This is a genomic window from Enterobacter cloacae complex sp. IR5450 (assembly GCF_049238665.1).
In the GTDB taxonomy this organism is placed as follows: domain Bacteria; phylum Pseudomonadota; class Gammaproteobacteria; order Enterobacterales; family Enterobacteriaceae; genus Enterobacter; species Enterobacter hormaechei_C.
On record NZ_JBMKIC010000010.1, the window covers coordinates 70070 to 90442 of the forward strand.

A 20373-nucleotide genomic window follows, 5' to 3' on the forward strand; every position below is an offset into this window, starting at 1 on the left:
ATACTTATCCCTTTGTAAGCCAAAAGGAGAGCAAGAATGACGATTCATAAGCACGGTTCAGCACACTGGTCTGGCGACATCAAACGCGGCAAAGGGACGGTCTCAACAGAGAGTGGCGTCCTTAACCAGCAACCTTACGGCTTTAACACCCGCTTCGAGGGCGAAAAAGGGACTAACCCGGAAGAGCTGATTGGCGCAGCGCACGCGGCCTGTTTCTCTATGGCCCTGTCGCTAATGCTGGGCGAAGCGGGTTATAACGCCGATTCCATCGATACCACGGCGGATGTCTCGCTGGATAAAACCGACAGCGGTTTTGCCATCAGCAAAGTGGCGCTACAAAGCAAGGTGACGGTACCGGGTATCGATCCGCAGCAGTTCGACGGCATTATTCAGAAAGCGAAGGCGGGTTGTCCGGTATCGCAGCTGCTGAAAGCCGAAATCACGCTGGATTACAAACTGAACTGATATCAGGCCGGGCAAATGCCCGGCTAACCTTTCACTGCCGCAGGGAAAACCTCGGCAAGCCACGCAATAAACACTCTCAGGCGATGCGTTAAATGCCGACTCTGGGGATAGACCACGTGAAAAGGATACGCCTTAGGACGCCAGTCGCTCAGGATCTCTACCAGCGCGCCCGTTTCCAGATGCGCTCTCGCAGCATAGCCAAACGTCTGAATAATCCCTAAACCCGCCAGCGCCGCGGCCAGATGTGCGTTGCTTTCATTGACCCCAAGGTGGTGCGGAACGCTGATCTCCAGGGGCTCACCCCGGTCAAGGAAGCGGAACGGAAATGCGCGTCCGGTAACCGGGGAAAGGTAGCTAATCAGCTTATGGCCGTTGCGCAGCTCCTGCGGATAGGCAGGGATGCCGTGAGCTTTAAGATAGCCCGGCGCCGCGCAGGCGATCATCCCGGCATCACCGATATGCCGCGCGATAAGCGAAGAGTCATCCAGCGGGCCGCCGCGGATCACGCAGTCCACGTTTCCGCTGATTAAATCTACCGGACGATCGGCTACCCCCAGGTTAATGCGCAGATCCGGGTAGCGCTGAAAAAAATCCGGCAGCAGGGGGATCAGCACGTCCCGGGCGGTTGAGCCCCCCACGTCAATACGCAAATGGCCTTTGGGCGTGCAGCACGATGCGCGAAAGGCGGTATCAATGTCCTCTATATCAATTAATACCCGTAGCGCTTTCTCGTAGTATTCCATGCCTTCTGCCGTCGTGACCACCCGGCGCGTCGTGCGATGCAGCAGCCGTGTTTCCAGGTGCGCTTCAAGTGATTTTACCAGCTTGCTCAGCGTGGCTATCGGCATGTTCAGGGAGTCTGCCGCTCGGGTAAAGCTTCCGGATTCAACCACCCGCGTAAAGGCGCGCATTGCCATTAGCTGATCCACACAGATCTCCTCTGATTATTTCCTGCTGTGAAAATTCATTTTCATTTTTGCCCGTTTATCGCTAATCCCGCAAGGTCTAAAGTCTGCCTGACGCGGGCAAACGCTCCTCTTTTACATCACAACAAAAGGTTATGAGTATGAATACAACGCTTGCAGGAAAAATCGCTCTGGTGACCGGTGGCAGCACCGGTATTGGTCTCGCAACGGCACAGGAGCTGGCGGCGCAGGGAGCGAAGGTCTATATCACCGGACGTCGTCAGGCCGAACTGGATGCTGCCCGGGCAGACATTGGCGCCGCGGCGGTAGCTATCCGCGCGGACGTCTCCAGAATGGCCGATCTGGATGCGGTTTACGCGCAGATTGCTAAAGAAGAAGGACGACTCGATATTCTGTTCGCCAACGCCGGGGGCGGCGACATGCTGCCGCTGGGCGCTATCACCGAAGAGCAGTTTGACCGGATTTTTGCCACCAACGTGCGCGGCGTGCTGTTCACCGTCCAGAAAGCGCTGCCGCTGCTCTCATCTGGTTCATCCATTATCCTCACCGGGTCGACAGTTTCGATTAAGGGGACGGCGAATTTTAGCGTCTACAGCGCCAGTAAAGCCGCCGTGCGTAACTTTGCCCGCTCCTGGGCGCTGGACTTACAGGGCCGCGGGATACGCGTCAACGTCGTCAGCCCTGGCCCCGTGAAAACGCCCGGTCTTGGCGATCTGGTTCCCGAAGAACAGCGTCAGGGATTATACGATGCGCTGGCGGCCCAGGTACCGCTGGGTCGCCTGGGCGCGCCGGGCGAAGTCGGGAAAGCCGTGGCGTTTCTGGCGTCCGATGCCGCCAGCTTTATTAACGCCACGGAGCTGTTTGTCGATGGCGGGATGGCGCAAATCTAGCGGTTACGCCAGCAGCGTACGTTTCGGCCTTCGGCTGTGGGCTGAAGCGGCTGCGGCCGTTCACATCCCTGCATCGCCAGCGGGCAGCGGTCGCGGAAGTAGCAGCCATCGGGCAGGTGGCGATTACCGGGAAGATCGGTTTTGCGTAATGCCAGATCTTCGTCCAGCGGTTCTCCGGTACGGGGAACGGAGTCAAGCAGCAGCTGCGTATACGGATGCCGCGGCTGACTCAGCACCTGGTCCGCCGGACCCAGCTCCACGATCTGCCCCAGATACATCACTGCCACCCGGTCGCTCATGTGCCGGACCACCGAGACGTTGTGCGAGATCAGTACGTAGGTCAGATTTCGCTGCTGTTGCAGGGCAACCAGCAAATTGAGGATCTGCGCCTGGACAGAAATATCCAGCGCGCTGGTGGGTTCATCCAGCACGATGATGTCCGGATCTGAAGAGAGCGCCCGGGCAATAGCGATGCGCTGGCGCTGTCCGCCCGAAAACGCATGCGGCAGGCGGTCAAGATATTCTGCTCGAATGCCCACCTGCTGCGCCAGCGTCTGAGCCAGCTGACGACGCTCCCGTTCGCTGCGGCGTTGCTGTATCCACACCGGCTCGGTAATGATGCGCCAGACGGGTAAACGCGGATCGAGGGACGAGAGCGGGTCCTGAAATACCATCTGCATACCGCCTGCCGCATTTGCGCGCTGACAGGCACCTGTACTCGGTTTGAGCATGCCCATCAGCAGTTGCGCCAGCGTGCTCTTTCCACAGCCGGATTCCCCCACAACGCCCAGCGTTTCGCCGCGATGGATCCGGAGATCCATGCCGTTGAGGGCGTGTACCTGCTCCGTCACGCGCCCCAGCCAGTTTTTGCGCGCAGGAAAATTCACATGCACGCTATCCAGTTCCAGCAGTACCTCAGACATGGCGTCTCTCCTGTTGTGGGTACCAGCAGGCAGCCTGTTGGCCTTCTGCGCCCGTGGAAATTAAGCGCGGCGTTTCGCTGCATTTCGCCCCGGCAGCAAAACAGCGTTCGCGAAAGGCACATCCGCTCGGGAGGTGGCTGAGGTTAGGCACCGTGCCGGGAATGGCCGGGAGGATCTCGCGCGGTTCACCATTTTCCGGGGCACACCGCAGCAGGCCAATCGAATAGGGGTGTACAGGATGGTGGATCAAAGTCTGCGTGCTGCCGCTTTCGATCACGCTGCCCGCGTACATAACGTACATCCGGTCACAAAGCTGCGACACCACCGCCATATCGTGACTGATAAACAGCACCGACGTCCCGCTGGCGCGCGCTTTGTGTTTCAGTAGCCGCAGCACCTGACGCTGAACGGTCACGTCCAGCGCGGTGGTCGGCTCATCGGCAATGATCAGCTCCGGCTCGCAGGAGAAGGCAAGGGCGATCATCACCCGCTGGCGCATGCCGCCGGAAAGCTCAAACGGATAGCGTTCCATCACCTGTGCCGCATCCGGGATTTGCATCTCGCCCAGCAGGGCGATCGCCTTCTGCTGCGCGTTGCGGCGGGAAAGCGACTGATGCTGGCGGATCACCTCCACCATTTGCCTGCCAATCCGGCGCGTAGGGTTAAGCGCCGTCATCGGCTCCTGAAAAATCATCGCCACCCTGGCGCCGCGCCACTGACGAAGCTGTTTTTCCGACGCGTTCAGGACATCTTCCCCGAGCAAGGTGACCCGGCCATGGTGAACATGGTAACTGCCTTCCGGCAGCAGGCGCATCGCCAGCATCGCGGTGACCGATTTTCCCGAGCCGGATTCGCCCACCACGCCGACAATTTCACCCCGGCCAATCTCCAGCGAGACGTGGTTGAGCGCGTGGACGTCACCGCGAAAAATGGGGAAGCTCAGATGCAAATCTTCAATCGATAATACGGAATCACTCATGACTGCTTCCCTCCTGATTTGGGATCCAGCAGGTCGCGAAGACCATCGCCAAACAGATTAAACCCAACCGCCGTGATCAGAATTGCCGCCCCCGGAAACGCGCAGTACCACCACTGGTCAAGCACGTAGTTACGCCCCACGGCCACCATCGCGCCCCATTCGGCGGTCGGCTGCTGCGCGCCTAATCCAATAAAGCCCAGCGTGGCGGCCATCAGGATGGCGCTGCCGATATCCAGCGACGCCTGTACGATCAGCGGCGGAAGGGCGTTACGCAGAATATGCCAGCTGATCAGGTGCCAGCGCGATGCGCCAAAGGTGCGGGCGGCCTGCACGTAGGTGAACTGGCGCACCAACAGCGTTTGCCCGCGTGCCAGCCGCACGTAAAACGGAATGCGTACAATCGCAATCGCCAGCATCGCGTTAAACAGGCTTGGGCCGAGCGCGGCGGCCAGCGCCATCGTCAACACCAGCGAGGGGATGGAGAGCATAATGTCCATGATACGCATAATGATGGCGTCGCCGCGTCCGCCGAGTACGCCGGACAAACAGCCGAGCAGAGAACCGATGCCGCCCGCAATCACCACCACCGCCAGCCCCGCCGTGATGGACTGCTGGCTGCCCACCAGCACGCGGCTGAACAGATCCCGGCCCACCTCATCGGTGCCAAACCAGTGCTGGGCTGAAGGCGCCTGCAATCGCGCGGTCAGATCCAGCGCATTCGGATCGTGCGGGACTATCCACGGCGAGACCATCATCATCAGCAGCATCACGATCATAATCACCCCGCCGATCAGCGTGAGCGGGCTTTTGCGTAACATCCAGAATAGCTTTGCCCAGTTAATGCGCTGTTTAGCGGTGCTGACAGGGACGGGCGTTTCCTGAGTTAACATCATTCGGCACCTCCGCGCCCGATTCGCGGGTCGATCCACAGATACAGCAGATCCACCACCAGATTGACGAAGACATAGGCCAGCGATACCACGACCGCGAAGCCCATGACGGCAGGGAAGTCCAGCGCCTGAATGGAGGTCACCACCCAGGCTCCCATTCCCGGCCAGGCAAACACGGTTTCGGTAAGGACTGCGCCGTACAGCAGATCGCCCAGCGCCAGCCCGAGCACGGTAATGGAGGGGATCATGGCGTTGGGTAAGGCGTAGCGCAGCACGATGTACCACCCCGGCAACCCGCTCGCGCGGGCGGTACGAATATAATCCTCGCTCAGTTGCTCCAGCATCGCGGAACGTACCTGACGCGCCACAATACCCAGATGCACAAAGGCCAGGGTCAGGGAGGGTAGAATCAGGTGCTGTAGGGCGTTGAAAAACACCTCGCCGTTGCCTTCCAGCAGAGCGTCCAGCAGATAAAAACCGGTAACGTGGGCGGGCGGATCGAGCCAGTCGTCCAGCCTGCCGCCGCCGGGCAGAATTTGCAGTTGCCCGTAGAACAGAACGATAACACCCAGTCCCAGCCAGAAGGCAGGCGTCGAGATGCCCGTCATCGCCATCAGTCGCACCAGGTGATCCAGCCAGCGGTTACGGTACACCGCCGATAAAATGCCCAGCGGCACGCCAATCACCAGGGCCAGCAGCAAAGAGCAGAAGGCCAGTTCCAGCGTGGCGGGGAAAAAGGCTTTCAAATCTTCCGCAACGGGGCGACCGGTGCGAATGGATGTGCCCAGATCGCCATGCGCCAGCGCCTCTACATAGCGGCCAAACTGAATATAGAGCGGTTGATCCAGCCCCAGCTGCTGGCGGATGCCCTGCACGATTTCATCGCTGGCGCGGTCACCGGCCAGCAGGCGGGCCGGATCGCCGGGGATCAGGTGTGAAATAATATAAGTAATAATACAGACACCGGCCACCACCAGGATTAACCCCCAGCAGCGCTGGCGCACAATGCTCCAGAACGTCATACACTTCCCCCCGGCGTGGGCCGTTACTTACTCATGGTGGCGATGTTAAAGACCTGCTCAAGCATCGGATTAAAGGTGAAGCCTTTGACCTCTTTGTTCATCGCCAGCTGATAGTTCTTCTGGAACAGATAAACGTAAGCCGCCTCGTCAATCACCACTTTCTGCGCCTGCTGGTAATCTTTGGTGCGCTCCGCCTGATCGGTGGTTTTCAGTGCCGCCTGCAACAGCGCATCGACCTCTTTGTTCTCATAGAATGAGCGGTTACCCGGCAGCCCTTTTTTGTCCGATTCGAACCAGTAATTCATGAACATGTACGGGTCAGCGAAGTCCGGGCTCCAGTTACCAATCGCAATGTCATAATCACCTTTGCCGACGCGGTCGCGCATGGTGGCGTTCGCCAGTTTCTCGAGCTTGACGTTAATCCCCAGCTTGCCCAGGCTCGCCTGCGTGGAGAGGGCGATAGGCTCCCAGTTCGGGTCGTTATCGGAGTAGAGGAACGTCAGGCTGGCCGGTTTATCGTTGACTTTCTCCAGCGCCGCTTTGGCTTTGGCCTCGTCAAAGCTGTACTGCATGGCGTTCGCATCAAAGCCCCACATGCCCTCCGGGATCGGGCCGCGCATCTGCTTGCCGTTCCTGCTGAGAATGCCTTTCACCATCCCCTGATAATCGGTCGCCCAGGAGACCGCGCGGCGCAAATCCACCTGATCCATCGGAGGCTTACTGTTGTTTAGATAGAGGTAGGTCACCCGCAGGGACGGGTATTCCGCCACGGCCACTTTGCCTTCCTGCTTCAGAGCGGCAAGCTGATCCACCGGCAGGGCGTCGGCGATATCCAGATCGCCACGGGAAAGTTGCAGGCGACGCGAGGCGCTTTCACCGATAATCTTGACCGAGACGCGCTTGAAATGCGGCTTTTCACCCGACCAGTGTGGGTTGGGCACCATCACCAGCTGCTGACCTTTCCGCCAGCTTTTCAGCATAAACGGTCCGGAACCCGCGGTGTTTTGCGCCAGGAAACCGCGTGCGTCGTCGGCGGTATTGGCTTTCAGCACCGCCGGGTTGACGATCGACGCGCCGTCATTGGCCAGCGTGTAGAGGAACGGGGCGAACGGCTGGCTGAGGGTGAATTTCACCGTATGCTCATCCACCGCGTCCACTTTCAAATCTTTCGGGAACGCTTCGGAAGGTCCCTGGTTAATTTTCAGCAGACGTTCAAACGACAGCTTGACCGCTTCGGCGGTCACCGGCGTGCCGTCGGAGAATTTTGCATTATCTGCCAGGGTGAACGTCCACTCTTTCTGGTCGTCAGACGCCTTCCAGCCCGTCGACAGATCGCCTTCCACCTCCGTGGTGCCAGGCTTGTATTTCACCAGACGCTGGTACGAGGGGTAGGTCACCGTCCAGTCGTTGTTATCGATAGTGACCGCCGGATCCAGCGTTTGCGGATCGGCAGCTTTCCCAATCACCAGCATATCTTTTGGCACCGCCGCCAGCGCGAGAGGGGCGCTCAGGGCGAGCGTAGCGGCAATCAGGGTTGTAAGCAGCGTTGTTTTCATGGCGGGGCTCCAGAATTACAGTGAGTGTGTGGTCGGATAACAGGCGAACTGGTCATCTAACAGCGGGTAGCTGGCGGCATTCGGCAGCTCAAAATGCCACCATTCGCTGCTGATGCCCACAAAACCGCCGCCGTACATAACGGCGTTCAGGAGCAGACGATTTCGCTGCGCCTCAGGCGGAACGGAAGGGTGCCAGGCATGAGAACGGTCGTGCATTTCGTCAAAACCGGCGCCCATATCCAGCACGTTGTCGTGTTCATCCATCAGCGTGACGTCAATGGCGGTGCCCCGGCTGTGGTTAGAGCCAATTGCGACATCCACCACGTATTCCGGATTGGGGCAGGCATCCCAGAGTTGCGACTGCGCCTGCTGGGGGCGGTAGGCGTCGTAAACCACCAGCTTCAGACCGGCCAGCGCGGCGATGCCGATCGCTTTCGCCAGCGCGGTGGCGGCATCCGTATGCAACAGGCACGCGGCGTGCTGGTAGATCGGGCGGCCAGTGATGTTATCGGCGGTCGCGTATTTCAGATCGATATGCAGCGTGGGAAAGGTTTTCGCCACATCAATCAGTTGACTCTCTTCAGGCATAGCTCCGCTCCTTTAGCGTTCAAATTGACCAAACTCTTGTTGTAGTTGTCGGTTGATTGCCAGACGTTCCGGCAGCGCATCCCCCAGCGCCTCCACAACGCCCGACAGCAGCAGGTTGAACAGACAGCTCACCGGCGCCAGCGAATCCCAGAAATGGCCGGTATCGGTCTTCACCTGGAGTAAATCAATCGGGTAATCCCGCGCCCACGGGCACCAGATATCGGTGATCAGCGCCATCGCCAGGCCTTTTTCGCTCGCCACGCGGCAGTACTGGCGGGCAATGGCGGAGTAGGCGCGGGTATCCGTCAGCACGATATACGGGTTCGCAAAGCCGGAGTTAAGCGACTCCACCCAGCTACCGGAGAGCCCTTCTGAATAGCTCACCCGCGGGCGCAGATACTCCAGATGGCTGAAGAACGCATTGGCGATCCCGCGCGTGGACTGGATCCCCAGCACGAAAACGGCGTCGGCATGGGTAAGTTGCTGGACCACCTGCCTGAACGTTTCGCTTTGCGCCAGCTGGTAGACATGGGCAATGGCGTCCACCTCCAGCGACAGGGAGTTCTGAAGGCGATCCGACAGCGGCTGTTGCTGCTTCCAGGAGTCGAGACGCTCGTTAATGCCCCAGGGCTGGTGGGGATCGCGCAGGCTTTTTTTGGCGTCGTCCAGGTTGCGGTAGCCCAGCTTGCGCAGAAAGCGTCCGACGGTGATCCCGCTGGTGGCCGTGGCCAGCGCCACGCTCTCTGCCGTTTCAAAGGGGATCTGCCCGACGTGCGCCAGCATCCAGCTTGCCACCCGCTTTTCGCTTGGGGTGAGCTGGCTAAAGGTCGCTTCGATACGGCTCAACACCTCAGGTTTGGTCGTCATACCGCCTCGCTGTTAACTGGCTGTCAAAGGCCGGGTTTCTGTTACCGGATTAACAATGCAGGACGCGTGCCATGTTCACATTGCGGCGAAAACGCGCTGTGCAGCAAAGTTAATGCAATATTTGTTTAACAGGTGATCAACATTTGTGCAGCGTAGTTCACTTTTGGTGCAGTGTGCAGGCTGAAGGGTATCTATTTGGTGAATACGTCAGCCTCTTCACATTTTTTGGTAAGATGAAAGCTCTGGGAAAAAAGAGGGAGCCTTACATGGCGAATTTGCCCTGGCGGGTCAGCGTGCGCCTGATGGCTCTCGCAAAAAAAATAGTGATGGTCATCGGGATCATTGTGCTCGTTCTGCTTTCGGTGCGGGTTTATCTTTCGCAGCAGGGGCCAGCCCTGCATCACTGGCACACCTGGCGGGCTGATGAAATGTCTGTGCAGGAGATGGATAACGCGACCTTCGCAGCGTATGTCGCGCGGGAAAACGCCATCTTCACCGCTCTCGACGCTGAGGTGACGGCGAAAGTCACCCCCGCAGAGCGCACGCCGCTGAACCGTTATTACCGCCAGAGCCTGGTGTGGCCAGGACACTTTTCCCCGGATGCAAACCGGTCGTTCGTGCTGATGCCTGCCGGAAAGCCGCGCGGGGGGGTGGTATTGCTGCACGGTCTGACGGATTCGCCCTACAGCGTCAGGCATCTGGCAGAGAATTATCAACAGCACGGCTTTGTGGCCGTAGTGCCTCGTTTGCCCGGACACGGCACGGCACCGGGCGCGCTGACAGACGTTGACTGGGAGGCGTGGCTGGCGGCAACGCGCCTCGCGGTTCGTGAAGCGACACGCCTGACGGGGAACGATCTCCCCCTGCATCTGGTGGGCTACTCCAACGGCGGGGCGCTGGCGATGAAATATGCCCTCGACGCCCTTGATGCGCCTGCACTGCGTCAACCTGAGCAGATCGTTTTGCTCTCACCGATGATTGGCGTCACGGCGTTTGCGCGCTTTGCCGGATTCGCGGGGCTACCGGCTATGTTACCGGCGTTTGCCAAAGCCGCGTGGCTCAACATTTCGCCAGAATATAATCCTTATAAATACAATTCGTTCCCGGTGAATGCGGCACGTCAGTCCTGGCTGCTTACCCAGGCGCTGCATGAGCAGATAAATCGCGGTGTTCATGATCACAAACTGGCGCAGCTTCCGCCGATACTTGCTTTCCAGTCGGTCATGGATTCAACGGTCAGTACCCGCGCCGTGGTCAGCGGGCTGTTTGACCAGCTTCCGGCAAACGGCAGCGAACTGGTGGTTTTTGATATCAACCAGGCCGGGAGTTTCCGTCCACTGTTCAGGCCATCATCCTGGACGGCGGTGGCTGACCTGCTGCCGGAGGCAAAAAGACGTTACAGTGTCACAATTGTGACCAATGCCAGCCCCGACAGGTTTGATATGGTGGCAAAGAAAACGCCAGCGGGCAGCACCCGGGAAACGGTGATGCCGCTGTCGGTCGCGTATCCGCAGGAGGTTTATTCCCTGTCACATGTTGCCATTCCGTTCCCGCAGGATGACGATCTTTATGGCCGCCATCCTGCGGTGAAAAACCGCTACGGTATCAGCCTCGGGACGATAGCCCTGTGGGGAGAAACATCGGTTCTGAGCGTCGGCAAAGATGCGCTGATGCGCGTGACGTCGAATCCGTTCTACGACTATATGCAGACGCGGATCGACAGCCGTATCGGTGATAATTAAGCCCAACGTGGAATAGATTAGGTCACACCGGGGAACTGTGTTAAACAGTACCGTTCAGGCGTATACCCCATACCGGACCCCGTTTCTGTGCTGACAACTCTCATTTATCGAAGCCAGCTGAGCTTAACCTGCACCTCTGCAGCGTTAAGCGCGCTGGTTGAACAGGCCAGGATCCGTAACACGGAGCAGGGCATCTCAGGCATTCTTCTCTCCCGTGGACGTGACGTTCTGCAAATTCTCGAAGGCACGGAACAGCGCGTCGTCGCGCTTTTTAACTCCATCCGTGCGGATGACCGGCATACCGGCGTAGTGGAACTGATGCGCGATTACGGCCCGCGCAGACGTTTCGAAGACGTGGGAATGCTGCTGTTTGACCTGGACGTTCAGACCCCGAAAGCGGTTCTGGCGTCGGTTCTGCATTACAGCAAGCTGGAAAGCTATCTGACTTCTGAGGATCGGGTCTTCAAATTCATTCAGACCTTTATCACCGGTAAAACCGCTATCCCACCCGCTTCGGACTATGAGCCCGATAAATGGACGCTTTCGCGAGAGCGCGCGCCGTTTGGTAAAGGGTTAGGTCTGCTGGCGGGACAGCCCTGCCAGTTTGCGCTGCAACCCATTGTCGAGCCGTCCGAAGGCAAGATCAGTTCTCTCGAAGCGCTTATACGCGGAAACGACGGCGGCAGCCCGGAGCATTTCTTCCGTAGTCTCGATCGTGAACTGATTTACGAAGTCGACCTGCAAACCAAAGCCTGGACCTTTGCGCTGGCGCAAAAGCTCGGCATCGGCAGCCACAAACTGGCGGTGAACCTGCTGCCAATGTCGCTGGTTAACGTGCCGGGCGCGGTAGAGTTCCTGGTAACGCAGATCAAAAAGCACAATCTACAGCCGGAGCAGGTGATCATTGAAGTCACTGAGAACGAGATGATTTCAGGCTTCAACCAGTTTAACAGCGCGATTAAACAGCTGCGGGCGGAAGGGGTTGGGCTGGCGATAGATGATTTTGGTTCCGGCTATGCTGGTCTTTCGCTGCTCACGCGGTTCCAGCCGGATAAACTCAAAATCGACAGAGAGATCGTCAGCGATATCCACCTGAGCGGGCCCAAGCAGGCGATTGTGAAGTCGATAATCAGCTGCTGCACCGATCTGGAGATTACGCTGGTCGCAGAAGGCATTGAGAAGATAGAAGAGTGGTGCTGGCTTGAATACGCCGGTATTCGCCGCTTCCAGGGCTTTTTGTTCGCCCGCCCGCAGCTCAATGGCGTGGGTGATATCCACTGGCCCCATCGGGTGGGTTAAGCAAATTTTCCCTCGCCATATTTCCCCGACACCCTGCCTGTGCTTAAATAGCTAAACCGGTTTAACATGATTTAGCTAAGAAGGTGATATGGAGACGATCTGGGTACTTGGCGATGCAGTGGTGGATCTGTTGCCCGACGGAGAGGGCAAACTGCTGCAATGTCCTGGCGGCGCACCGGCCAACGTCGCGGTAGGGGTAGCGCGTCTGGGCGGCAGAAGCGCCTTTATAGGCCGGGTGGGCGACGACCCCTTCGGGCGTTTTATGCAAAAAACGCTTGCAGATGAGCAGGTTAATACAAAATGGCTGCGGCTGGACCCGCAGCATCGCACCTCCACGGTGGTGGTGGATCTCGATAACGACGGTGAACGTTCCTTTACCTTTATGGTTCGCCCGAGCGCTGATTTATTCCTCGACTCTGCCGATCTCCCGCCATTCCGCGCCGGGGAGTGGCTGCACGTCTGCTCTATCGCGCTCAGCGCCGAACCCAGCCGTTCCGCGACGTTTCTGGCGATGGCCGCGATCAGACAGGCGGGGGGATTCGTCAGCTTTGACCCCAATATTCGCGCCGATCTCTGGCACGATGAAGTCGAGCTGCGTCAGTGTCTTGAGCGGGCATTAGCCTGTGCAGATGTGGTGAAAATCTCGGAGGAAGAACTGGCGTTCTTAACCGGAAATGCGCAGGTCCATGAGGGGCTGGCGGCGCTGATGCGCACCTGTCCGGCCAGGCTGGTGCTGGTAACGCAGGGAAAAGAGGGCGTCACCGCCTGGCAGGAAGGCGTGTTGACACACTATGCTGCATCACCCGTGGAATGCATTGATACCACTGGCGCGGGGGATGCTTTCGTCGCCGGGCTACTGTTCGGTCTGGCACGTTATGGCCAGGCCCGTCTCTCAGAGGTCATCACGCTGGCGCAGCGCTGTGGGGCGCTGGCGACAACCGCAAAAGGGGCAATGACCGCGCTGCCTTATCATCACGAACTGTAATTCACCTCTCAAGGCCACCATTCGGCGGCCTGAATTGTCGCCTCGATCACACTTACTAAAACGGTTTAGCAAAAAACATTGCCGATCTAAAATTCAACGGTTTAGTATCACCAGCCTAAACCGGTTTAGCAATTTAGCACTTTCACCGATAGTTATTAGGGATGCGACAAAATGTATAAAAAACGCAGACTTGCCGTGATGATAGGCATGCTGGCCGGCAGTACCTCTGTTTTTGCCCAGACGGATATGACCCGTATCGAAGCGCGCCTGGCGGCGCTGGAGCAGCGTTTGCAGGAGGCGGAAACTCGCGCGCAGGTTGCTGAAAAGCGCGCCACGGCAGCGGAACAGAAAACACAGCTGCTGGTGGCTGCGCAGCAGGAAGCGCAAACCTCCACACAGGCGGTGGCGCAACGCACCACGGTGCTGGAAGAAAAAGCCGACCGGACAGGCGGTTTTGAATTTCACGGTTACGCCCGTTCCGGCCTGCTGATGAACGACGCGGCCTCCAGCAGCAAAAGCGGCCCTTATTTGACGCCCGCCGGGGAAACGGGCGGGGCCATCGGGCGTCTGGGGAACGAAGCGGATACCTACGTTGAGCTGAATGTTGAGCACAAACAGACGCTGGAGAATGGCGCGACGACGCGCTTTAAGGCGATGCTGGCCGACGGTCAGAAAACCTATAACGACTGGTCGGCAGACAGCAGCGACCTGAACATTCGTCAGGCCTTTGCCGAGCTGGGCAATTTGCCGGACTTTACCGGCGCGCTGAAGGGCAGCACCTTCTGGGCGGGTAAGCGTTTTGACCGCGACAACTTCGACATTCACTGGCTGGATTCCGACGTGGTATTTCTCGCCGGGACCGGTGGCGGCGTCTACGACGTGAAGTGGAACGATACGCTGCGCAGTAACTTCTCCCTTTATGGCCGTAACTTCGGCAGCGAAGAGGAGATCGACAACAACGTTCAGAACTACATCCTCAGCATGAATCACTTCGCCGGGCCGGTGCAGATGATGGTCAGCGGCTTACGAGCAAAAGATAACGACGACCGTAAGGACAGCAACGGCGATCCGATTAAAACCGACGCGGCCAATAACGGAGTACATGCGCTGGTTGGTCTGCATAACGAGAGCTTCTACGGCCTGCGGGAAGGTTCCGCCAAAACGGCGCTCCTTTACGGCCACGGTCTGGGCGCCGAGGTGAAAAGCATTGGTTCAGACGGCGCGCTGCTGTCAGAAGCCGATACCTGGCGTTTTGCTAGTTACGGTGTCACGCCTCTGGGCGGTGGCTGGCACATTGCGCCCGCCGTGCTGGCGCAAAGCAGTAAGGACCGCTACGTGAAGGGCGACAGCTATGAGTGGATCACGTTCAACACGCGTCTGATCAAAGAGGTGACCCAGAATTTCGCCCTCGCGTTCGAGGGCAGCTATCAGTACATGGATTTAAGCCCGGAAGGCTACAAGGATCGCAATGCGGTTAACGGTAGCTTCTACAAGCTGACCTTCGCCCCGACGTTAAAGGCGGGCAAGATTGGCGATTTCTTCAGCCGTCCGGAGCTGCGCCTGTTCGCCACCTGGATGGACTGGAGCAGCAAGCTGGATAACTACGCCAGCGATGACGCCTTTGGCAGCAGCGGCTTTAACGCGGGCGGGGAATGGAACTTTGGGGTGCAGATGGAAACCTGGTTTTAACCCTTCACGCTCCCGCATCGCGGGGGCGTTTCGAACACCATAAAAAGAGGTCAGGAAGAGGTATCTATGGATTTTAATCATATTGCGCGCGAGCTTATTCCGCTGCTCGGTGGCAAAGAGAACATTGCCAGCGCGGCACACTGCGCCACGCGCCTTCGTCTGGTGCTGGTCGACGATGCGCTTGCCGACCAGCAGGCTATCGGCAAGGTTGAAGGCGTGAAAGGCTGTTTTCGCAACGCCGGGCAGATGCAGGTGATCTTCGGCACCGGGGTGGTGAATAAGGTTTACGCCGCGTTTATTCAGGCGGCAGGAATTAGCGAGTCCAGTAAATCGGAAGCGGCCGATATTGCGGCCCGCAAGCTGAACCCGTTCCAGCGTATCGCGCGTCTGCTCTCCAACATCTTCGTGCCGATTATCCCGGCGATCGTGGCCTCGGGTCTGCTGATGGGCCTGCTGGGGATGGTTAAAACCTACGGCTGGGTTAATCCGGATAACGCGCTCTATATCATGCTGGATATGTGCAGCTCGGCGGCGTTTATTATTCTGCCGTTCCTGATTGGCTTCACCGCCGCGCGGGAGTTTGGCGGCAACCCGTATCTGGGGGCAACGCTCGGCGGCATCCTGACTCATCCGGCGCTGACCAACGCCTGGGGCGTAGCGTCCGGCTTCCACACCATGAACTTCTTCGGTCTTGAAATCGCCATGATTGGCTATCAGGGAACCGTCTTCCCGGTGCTGCTGGCGGTGTGGTTTATGAGCATTGTGGAAAAACAGCTGCGCCGGGCAATACCGGATGCGTTAGATCTGATCCTGACGCCGTTCCTGACCGTCATTATCTCCGGCTTTATCGCGCTGTTGATTATTGGCCCGGCGGGACGCGCGTTGGGCGACGGGATCTCCTTCATTCTTAGCACCCTGATTGCCCACGCGGGCTGGCTGGCCGGGCTGTTGTTTGGTGGGCTCTATTCGGTGATTGTCATTACCGGCATTCACCACAGCTTCCACGCTATTGAGGCCGGACTGCTGGGTAATCCGTCGATTGGCGTTAACTTCCTGCTGCCGATCTGGGCGATGGCGAACGTGGCGCAGGGCGGGGCGTGTCTGGCGGTGTGGTTCAAAACCCGCGATGCTAAAATCAAAGCCATTACCTTACCGTCGGCGTTTTCCGCGATGCTGGGCATCACCGAAGCGGCAATTTTTGGCATCAACCTGCGTTTTGTGAAGCCGTTTATCGCGGCGCTGATCGGTGGTGCGGCGGGCGGTGCCTGGGTGGTGTCGGTGCATGTCTACATGACCGCCGTTGGCCTGACCGCGATTCCCGGTATGGCTATCGTTCAGGCCAGCTCGCTGCTCAACTATATTATCGGCATGGTGATTGCCTTTGGCGTGGCGTTCACCGTCTCTCTGCTGCTGAAATATAAGACGGACTCTGAATAATGACCTTACCTTCCCGCTGGCCTGCCGTGTTGCAGGCCGTGATGCAAGGCCAGCCGCGTGCGCTGGCGGACAGCCACTATCCGCAATGGCATCCCGCGCCGGTGACGGGGCTGATGAACGATCCGAACGGCTTTATCTGGTTTGCCGGACGCTATCATCTGTTTTATCAGTGGAACCCGCTGGGCTGCGATCATCGCTACAAGTGCTGGGGACACTGGAGCTCAGCAGATCTGGTGCACTGGCAGCACGAGCCAATGGCGCTGATGCCTGACGAAGAGTATGACCGCAACGGCTGTTACTCCGGCAGCGCCGTGGATAACAACGGCGTGCTGACCCTGTGCTATACCGGCAACGTTAAGTTTGACGATGGCGGCCGCACCGCCTGGCAGTGTCTGGCGGTGCAAAATGACGACGGCACGTTTGCCAAACTGGGACCGGTGTTGCCTCTGCCGGACGGGTATACCGGGCACGTCCGCGATCCGAAAGTGTGGCGCCATGACGGGCAGTGGTACATGGTGCTCGGGGCGCAGGATCGGTATAAGCGCGGCAAGGTGCTGCTGTTTACGTCAGCCGATTTACACACCTGGGCGCCCTGCGGCGAAATCGCCGGTCACGGCGTCAACGGACTCACGGACGCGGGCTATATGTGGGAGTGCCCGGATCTGTTTGCGCTTGATGGCACACACGTCTTGATCTGCTGCCCGCAGGGGCTGGCGCGCGAACCGCATCGCTATCTCAACACCTATCCGGCCGTCTGGATGAGCGGGGCCTTTGATTATCAAACGCCTGCATTTACGCACGGCGAGCTGCATGAGCTTGACGCCGGATTCGAATTTTACGCGCCGCAAACCACGGTGGCAGAAGATGGCCGCCGCCTCCTCATCGGCTGGATGGGCGTGCCGGACGGCGAAGAGATGCTCCAGCCTACGCGGGCGCACGGCTGGATCCACCAGATGACCTGTCCTCGCGAGCTGCGCTACCGCGACGGTAAGCTCTGGCAGACCCCGGTCCGTGAGCTGGAAACGCTGCGCGAGGATGAACACCACTGGCAGGGACGCGCCAGCGATGCCCCGGTGCTGGCGGGAGCGCGTCTTGAGTTCGAACTGAGCGCCTCGTGCGCGAACGTGGATTTTGCCGGCGCGTTGCGACTGATTGTGGATGATGCGGGGATCCGTCTGGAACGCGCCAGTCTGAAAACCGCAGACACGCTGACCCGCTACTGGCAGGGCACTGTTCATCATTTACGCGTGCTGTGTGACCGTTCCAGCGTCGAAATTTTCATCAATCACGGTGAAGGCGTCATGAGCAGCCGCTATTTTCCTGACCATCCGGCCCAGGTACGCTTCGAAGGTGCGTCCGACATCACATTACGCTACTGGTCGCTGCGCAGCTGCATGATAGAATAGAGGTTTTGGCAGCCGGATCTAAGTCGTTGTGAGAAAAACAAAACGCGTCACCATTAAAGATATCGCGGAGCTCGCGGGGGTATCAAAAGCCACCGCCAGCCTGGTGCTGAACGGCCGCAGCAAAGAGCTTCGGGTGGCGGAGGAGACACGCGAGCGCGTGCTGGCGATTGCCAAAGAACATCATTATCAGCCCAGTATTCACGCCCGTTCGCTGCGAGACAACCGCAGCCACACCATTGGTCTGGTGGTGCCGGAAATCACCAACTACGGGTTTGCCGTTTTTTCTCATGAGCTGGAGACCCTCTGCCGCGAGGCGGGTGTTCAGCTGCTGATCTCCTGTAGCGATGAAAATCCGGGCCAGGAGACGGTGGTGGTCAATAACATGGTGGCCCGCCAGGTGGACGGGCTGATTGTCGCCTCCAGCATGCTCAACGACGCGGACTATCAAAAGCTGAGCGAACAGTTGCCCGTTGTGCTTTTTGACCGTCATATGAACGACAGTACTCTGCCGCTGGTCCTCACCGATTCAGTTACCCCAACCGCCACACTGGTGGCCGACATCGCGCGCCAGCATCCGGATGAGTTCTACTTCCTCGGCGGCCAGCCGCGGCTTTCCCCGACGCGTGACCGTCTGGAAGGGTTTAAGCAGGGGCTGCGTGACGCTGGCGTCGAGTTACGTCCGGAATGGATCATTCATGGTAATTACCATCCGAGCTCCGGCTACGAAATGTTTGCCGAGCTTTGCGCACGCCTGGGCCGCCCGCCAAAAGCCCTTTTTACCGCCGCCTGCGGTCTGCTGGAAGGGGTGTTGCGCTATATGGGGCAACATAATCTGCTGCAAAGCGATATGCGTCTGGCCAGCTTTGACGATCACTATCTCTATGATTCTCTGACCATTCCTGTCGATACCGTTCGTCAGGATAACCGCCAGCTCGCCTGGCACTGCTTTGATCTGATTGGCAAACTGATTGAAGGGGAAACGCCGGAGCCGATCCAGCGTAAGCTGGATGCCACCCTGCAACGGCGATACAAGGCCGTGGAGTGACAGGGTAACGTATGAGGGGTACATCTATAACTTTAATTAATTAAAGATCGGATTCAGCCGATAACCAAAGGGAAATTATATCCCTGAGGTGTGTTATGTCGTTGAAAAAATCATCCCTGATTATCCTGTTTTCCCTGCTTTTCTTCTTTGTGGCCAGCACTACCACCAGCGTTGGGCTCATCATTAAAAGTAATACTTCGCTGGATAATGTGAACAAAGAAATTCAGGTTGTCCTGTCCATTATTGATCCCATTAACCACAGCCGAACCCTGCGCGTCAGGGTTATGGAGTATGTGAAAATGGTGGAAGCGGGGGACGCTACCGACCCGTCTGCGAAACTGGCCTCGGTTAAAGAGGCGCTGACCAAAGCCGATAGTGCATTTTCGGCTTTTATGGCCTCGCCGCGTTTGCAGGACGAAGCCCCGCTGGTCACTGCCTACCAGCAAGCGTGGCAAAATTACCGTAACCAGGGACTGGCACCGCTGATTGCCGCTGCCGCCGCTCACGATGTGTCGCGGTTCAACGCTCTTATTCCCGTGGTGTCTCAACTCGATCGCCAATATGAAATTGTGCTCGATCAGGTTCTCTCCGTTCACCAGAAGTACGCCAAAACGCTGAACGAGGAGGCGAGCCATAATTTTGTGTCGGGTCTGGTTATTATCGCCAGCATTGCGGTGCTGTTCGTGGTGGTGATCTTCGCCGTCAGCCTGCTGATGAAACGCGTGGTCTTTGCGCCGGTGAACCTGGCGCGCGAGCACTGTCGCCAGATTGCGGCCGGGAAGCTGGACGTACCGGTACCGATCAAGCGTGATTCCGGGAATGAAATCGATCACCTGATGTCCTCGATGGAGCAGATGCGCCAGGCGCTGCTCTCCACCATTTCTCAGGTGCGCGATGCCAGCCACACCGTGACGCATGCAGCGCAGGAAATTGCCTCCGGCAATATCGACCTGGCCTCCCGTACCGAGCAACAGGCTTCGGCCCTGACCCAGACGGCCGCCAGCATGGAAGAGCTGAGCGCGACGGTGGCGAATAACACCGACAACGTTTTCCAGGCCGGTAAGCTGGTGCAGGATGCCGTGAAAAATGCCCATACCGGTGAAGCGGTAACCCGTGAAGTCATCGAAACGATGAATACTATCGCGTCCAATTCGAAGCGTATTGAGGACATCACCAGCGTCATCAACAGCATTGCTTTCCAGACTAATATTCTGGCGCTAAACGCGGCCGTTGAAGCGGCGCGTGCTGGCGCGCAGGGGCGAGGATTTGCCGTGGTAGCAAGTGAAGTGCGCACACTGGCCCAGAAAAGCGCGGTGGCGGCGAAGGATATCGAAAGCCTCATCGCCCAGTCTGTTTCCAGCGTGAAAAACGGTGCGGAACTGGTGAATCGTTCGGGAGAGGTGATTGATTCTATTATCAGCTCTGTGAATAAAGTGCATGCGCTGATGGAACAGATTTCGGTTGCCTCAGAAGAGCAGAGCCGCGGGATTGGTCAGGTTGGGCAGGCCGTAACGGAGATGGACGGTGTGACCCAGCAGAACGCGGCGCTGGTGCAGCAATCCGCCGCCGCCGCCGCCTCGCTGGAGGAGCAGGCGCAGCAGCTTTCCCAGAGTATCTCACGCTTTAGTTTGCCTGCTACGGCGTGATGTTCAGAGAGGCTCCCG

The 20373-nt window shown here is 58.3% G+C and carries 18 protein-coding genes and 1 pseudogene; 10 read left to right on the forward strand and 9 right to left on the reverse strand.

The annotated features are described in order from the left end of the window. Window positions 1–36 precede the first annotated feature (36 nt). Entirely contained in the window at window positions 37–465 is a 429-nt protein-coding gene (locus ACOTYB_RS10530; protein WP_045894417.1) for an OsmC family protein, read from the forward strand. 23 nt (window positions 466–488) lie between these two features. Here the strand turns inward: ACOTYB_RS10530 and ACOTYB_RS10535 are convergent, their stop codons facing one another. After that, complete coding sequence (locus tag ACOTYB_RS10535; protein WP_023324676.1) at window positions 489–1394, reverse strand: LysR family transcriptional regulator; 906 nt, start codon at window positions 1392–1394, stop codon at window positions 489–491. A 137-nt stretch (window positions 1395–1531) separates the two neighbouring features. Between ACOTYB_RS10535 and ACOTYB_RS10540 the strand changes: the two genes are divergently transcribed. Continuing rightward, on the forward strand, window positions 1532–2281 hold the full coding sequence (locus tag ACOTYB_RS10540) for an SDR family oxidoreductase (RefSeq protein WP_003857073.1): 750 nt from the start codon (window positions 1532–1534) through the stop codon (window positions 2279–2281). Here the strand turns inward: ACOTYB_RS10540 and ACOTYB_RS10545 are convergent. From ACOTYB_RS10545 to ACOTYB_RS10580, 8 genes and pseudogenes are all read right to left on the reverse strand, one after another. Further along, complete coding sequence (locus tag ACOTYB_RS10545) at window positions 2235–2345, reverse strand: hypothetical protein (RefSeq protein ID WP_366917885.1); 111 nt, start codon at window positions 2343–2345, stop codon at window positions 2235–2237. The genes ACOTYB_RS10540 and ACOTYB_RS10545 overlap by 47 nt on opposite strands. Beyond that, window positions 2302–3204 (reverse strand): annotated as a pseudogene (locus tag ACOTYB_RS10550) (oligopeptide/dipeptide ABC transporter ATP-binding protein); the annotation flags it as partial. The pseudogene ACOTYB_RS10550 and the gene ACOTYB_RS10545, both read right to left, overlap by 44 nt. Continuing rightward, on the reverse strand, window positions 3197–4183 hold the full coding sequence (locus ACOTYB_RS10555; RefSeq protein WP_409248858.1) for an ABC transporter ATP-binding protein: 987 nt from the start codon (window positions 4181–4183) through the stop codon (window positions 3197–3199). The pseudogene ACOTYB_RS10550 and the gene ACOTYB_RS10555, both read right to left, overlap by 8 nt. Then, the gene (gene ddpC, locus ACOTYB_RS10560) at window positions 4180–5076 is read right to left on the reverse strand and encodes a D,D-dipeptide ABC transporter permease (protein WP_003857076.1); all 897 of its coding nucleotides are present in this window, start codon (window positions 5074–5076) and stop codon (window positions 4180–4182) included. Before ddpC ends, ACOTYB_RS10555 begins: the two co-directional genes overlap by 4 nt. Beyond that, window positions 5073–6095, reverse strand: coding sequence for an ABC transporter permease (locus tag ACOTYB_RS10565; protein WP_409248859.1), 1023 nt, complete (start codon window positions 6093–6095; stop codon window positions 5073–5075). The genes ddpC and ACOTYB_RS10565 overlap by 4 nt, the downstream gene beginning before the upstream one ends. A 23-nt stretch (window positions 6096–6118) precedes the next feature. Continuing rightward, entirely contained in the window at window positions 6119–7651 is a 1533-nt protein-coding gene (locus tag ACOTYB_RS10570; protein ID WP_409248860.1) for an ABC transporter substrate-binding protein, read from the reverse strand. A gap of 15 nt (window positions 7652–7666) precedes the next feature. Further along, window positions 7667–8239 (reverse strand): D-alanyl-D-alanine dipeptidase, encoded by a 573-nt coding sequence (gene ddpX, locus ACOTYB_RS10575; protein ID WP_003857079.1) that lies wholly within the window; start codon window positions 8237–8239, stop codon window positions 7667–7669. Between the two features lie 12 nt (window positions 8240–8251). Further along, the gene (locus ACOTYB_RS10580) at window positions 8252–9106 is read right to left on the reverse strand and encodes a MurR/RpiR family transcriptional regulator (protein WP_022651219.1); all 855 of its coding nucleotides are present in this window, start codon (window positions 9104–9106) and stop codon (window positions 8252–8254) included. Window positions 9107–9372: 266 nt separating this feature from the next. Here ACOTYB_RS10580 and ACOTYB_RS10585 point away from each other — a divergent pair, with 266 nt between their 5' ends. The 8 genes from ACOTYB_RS10585 (at window position 9373) to ACOTYB_RS10620 (ending at window position 20355) form a co-directional block, all read left to right on the forward strand. Beyond that, window positions 9373–10848: an alpha/beta hydrolase gene (locus ACOTYB_RS10585; protein WP_126524904.1), complete on the forward strand. Its 1476-nt coding sequence runs from the start codon at window positions 9373–9375 to the stop codon at window positions 10846–10848. Between the two features lie 87 nt (window positions 10849–10935). Continuing rightward, window positions 10936–12147 (forward strand): diguanylate phosphodiesterase, encoded by a 1212-nt coding sequence (locus tag ACOTYB_RS10590; protein WP_003857082.1) that lies wholly within the window; start codon window positions 10936–10938, stop codon window positions 12145–12147. Between the two features lie 88 nt (window positions 12148–12235). Continuing rightward, window positions 12236–13132 carry an aminoimidazole riboside kinase gene (locus ACOTYB_RS10595; protein WP_003857083.1) on the forward strand — a complete coding sequence of 299 codons (897 nt, stop codon included), beginning with the start codon at window positions 12236–12238 and terminating at the stop codon, window positions 13130–13132. A 171-nt stretch (window positions 13133–13303) separates the two neighbouring features. Then, window positions 13304–14821, forward strand: a complete 1518-nt coding sequence (locus tag ACOTYB_RS10600) for a carbohydrate porin (RefSeq protein ID WP_003857084.1) — start codon at window positions 13304–13306, stop codon at window positions 14819–14821. A 66-nt stretch (window positions 14822–14887) separates the two neighbouring features. After that, a complete protein-coding gene (locus tag ACOTYB_RS10605; RefSeq protein ID WP_421765804.1) occupies window positions 14888–16258 on the forward strand; it encodes a sucrose-specific PTS transporter subunit IIBC in 1371 nt (456 codons plus the stop codon). Then, the gene (locus ACOTYB_RS10610) at window positions 16258–17664 is read left to right on the forward strand and encodes a sucrose-6-phosphate hydrolase (protein ID WP_409248861.1); all 1407 of its coding nucleotides are present in this window, start codon (window positions 16258–16260) and stop codon (window positions 17662–17664) included. The genes ACOTYB_RS10605 and ACOTYB_RS10610 overlap by 1 nt, the downstream gene beginning before the upstream one ends. Window positions 17665–17692: 28 nt before the next feature. Next, the gene (locus ACOTYB_RS10615; RefSeq protein ID WP_048244109.1) at window positions 17693–18709 is read left to right on the forward strand and encodes a LacI family DNA-binding transcriptional regulator; all 1017 of its coding nucleotides are present in this window, start codon (window positions 17693–17695) and stop codon (window positions 18707–18709) included. Window positions 18710–18804: 95 nt separating this feature from the next. Continuing rightward, window positions 18805–20355, forward strand: a complete 1551-nt coding sequence (locus ACOTYB_RS10620; protein ID WP_220153842.1) for a methyl-accepting chemotaxis protein — start codon at window positions 18805–18807, stop codon at window positions 20353–20355. The last annotated feature ends 18 nt before the right edge of the window (window positions 20356–20373 follow it).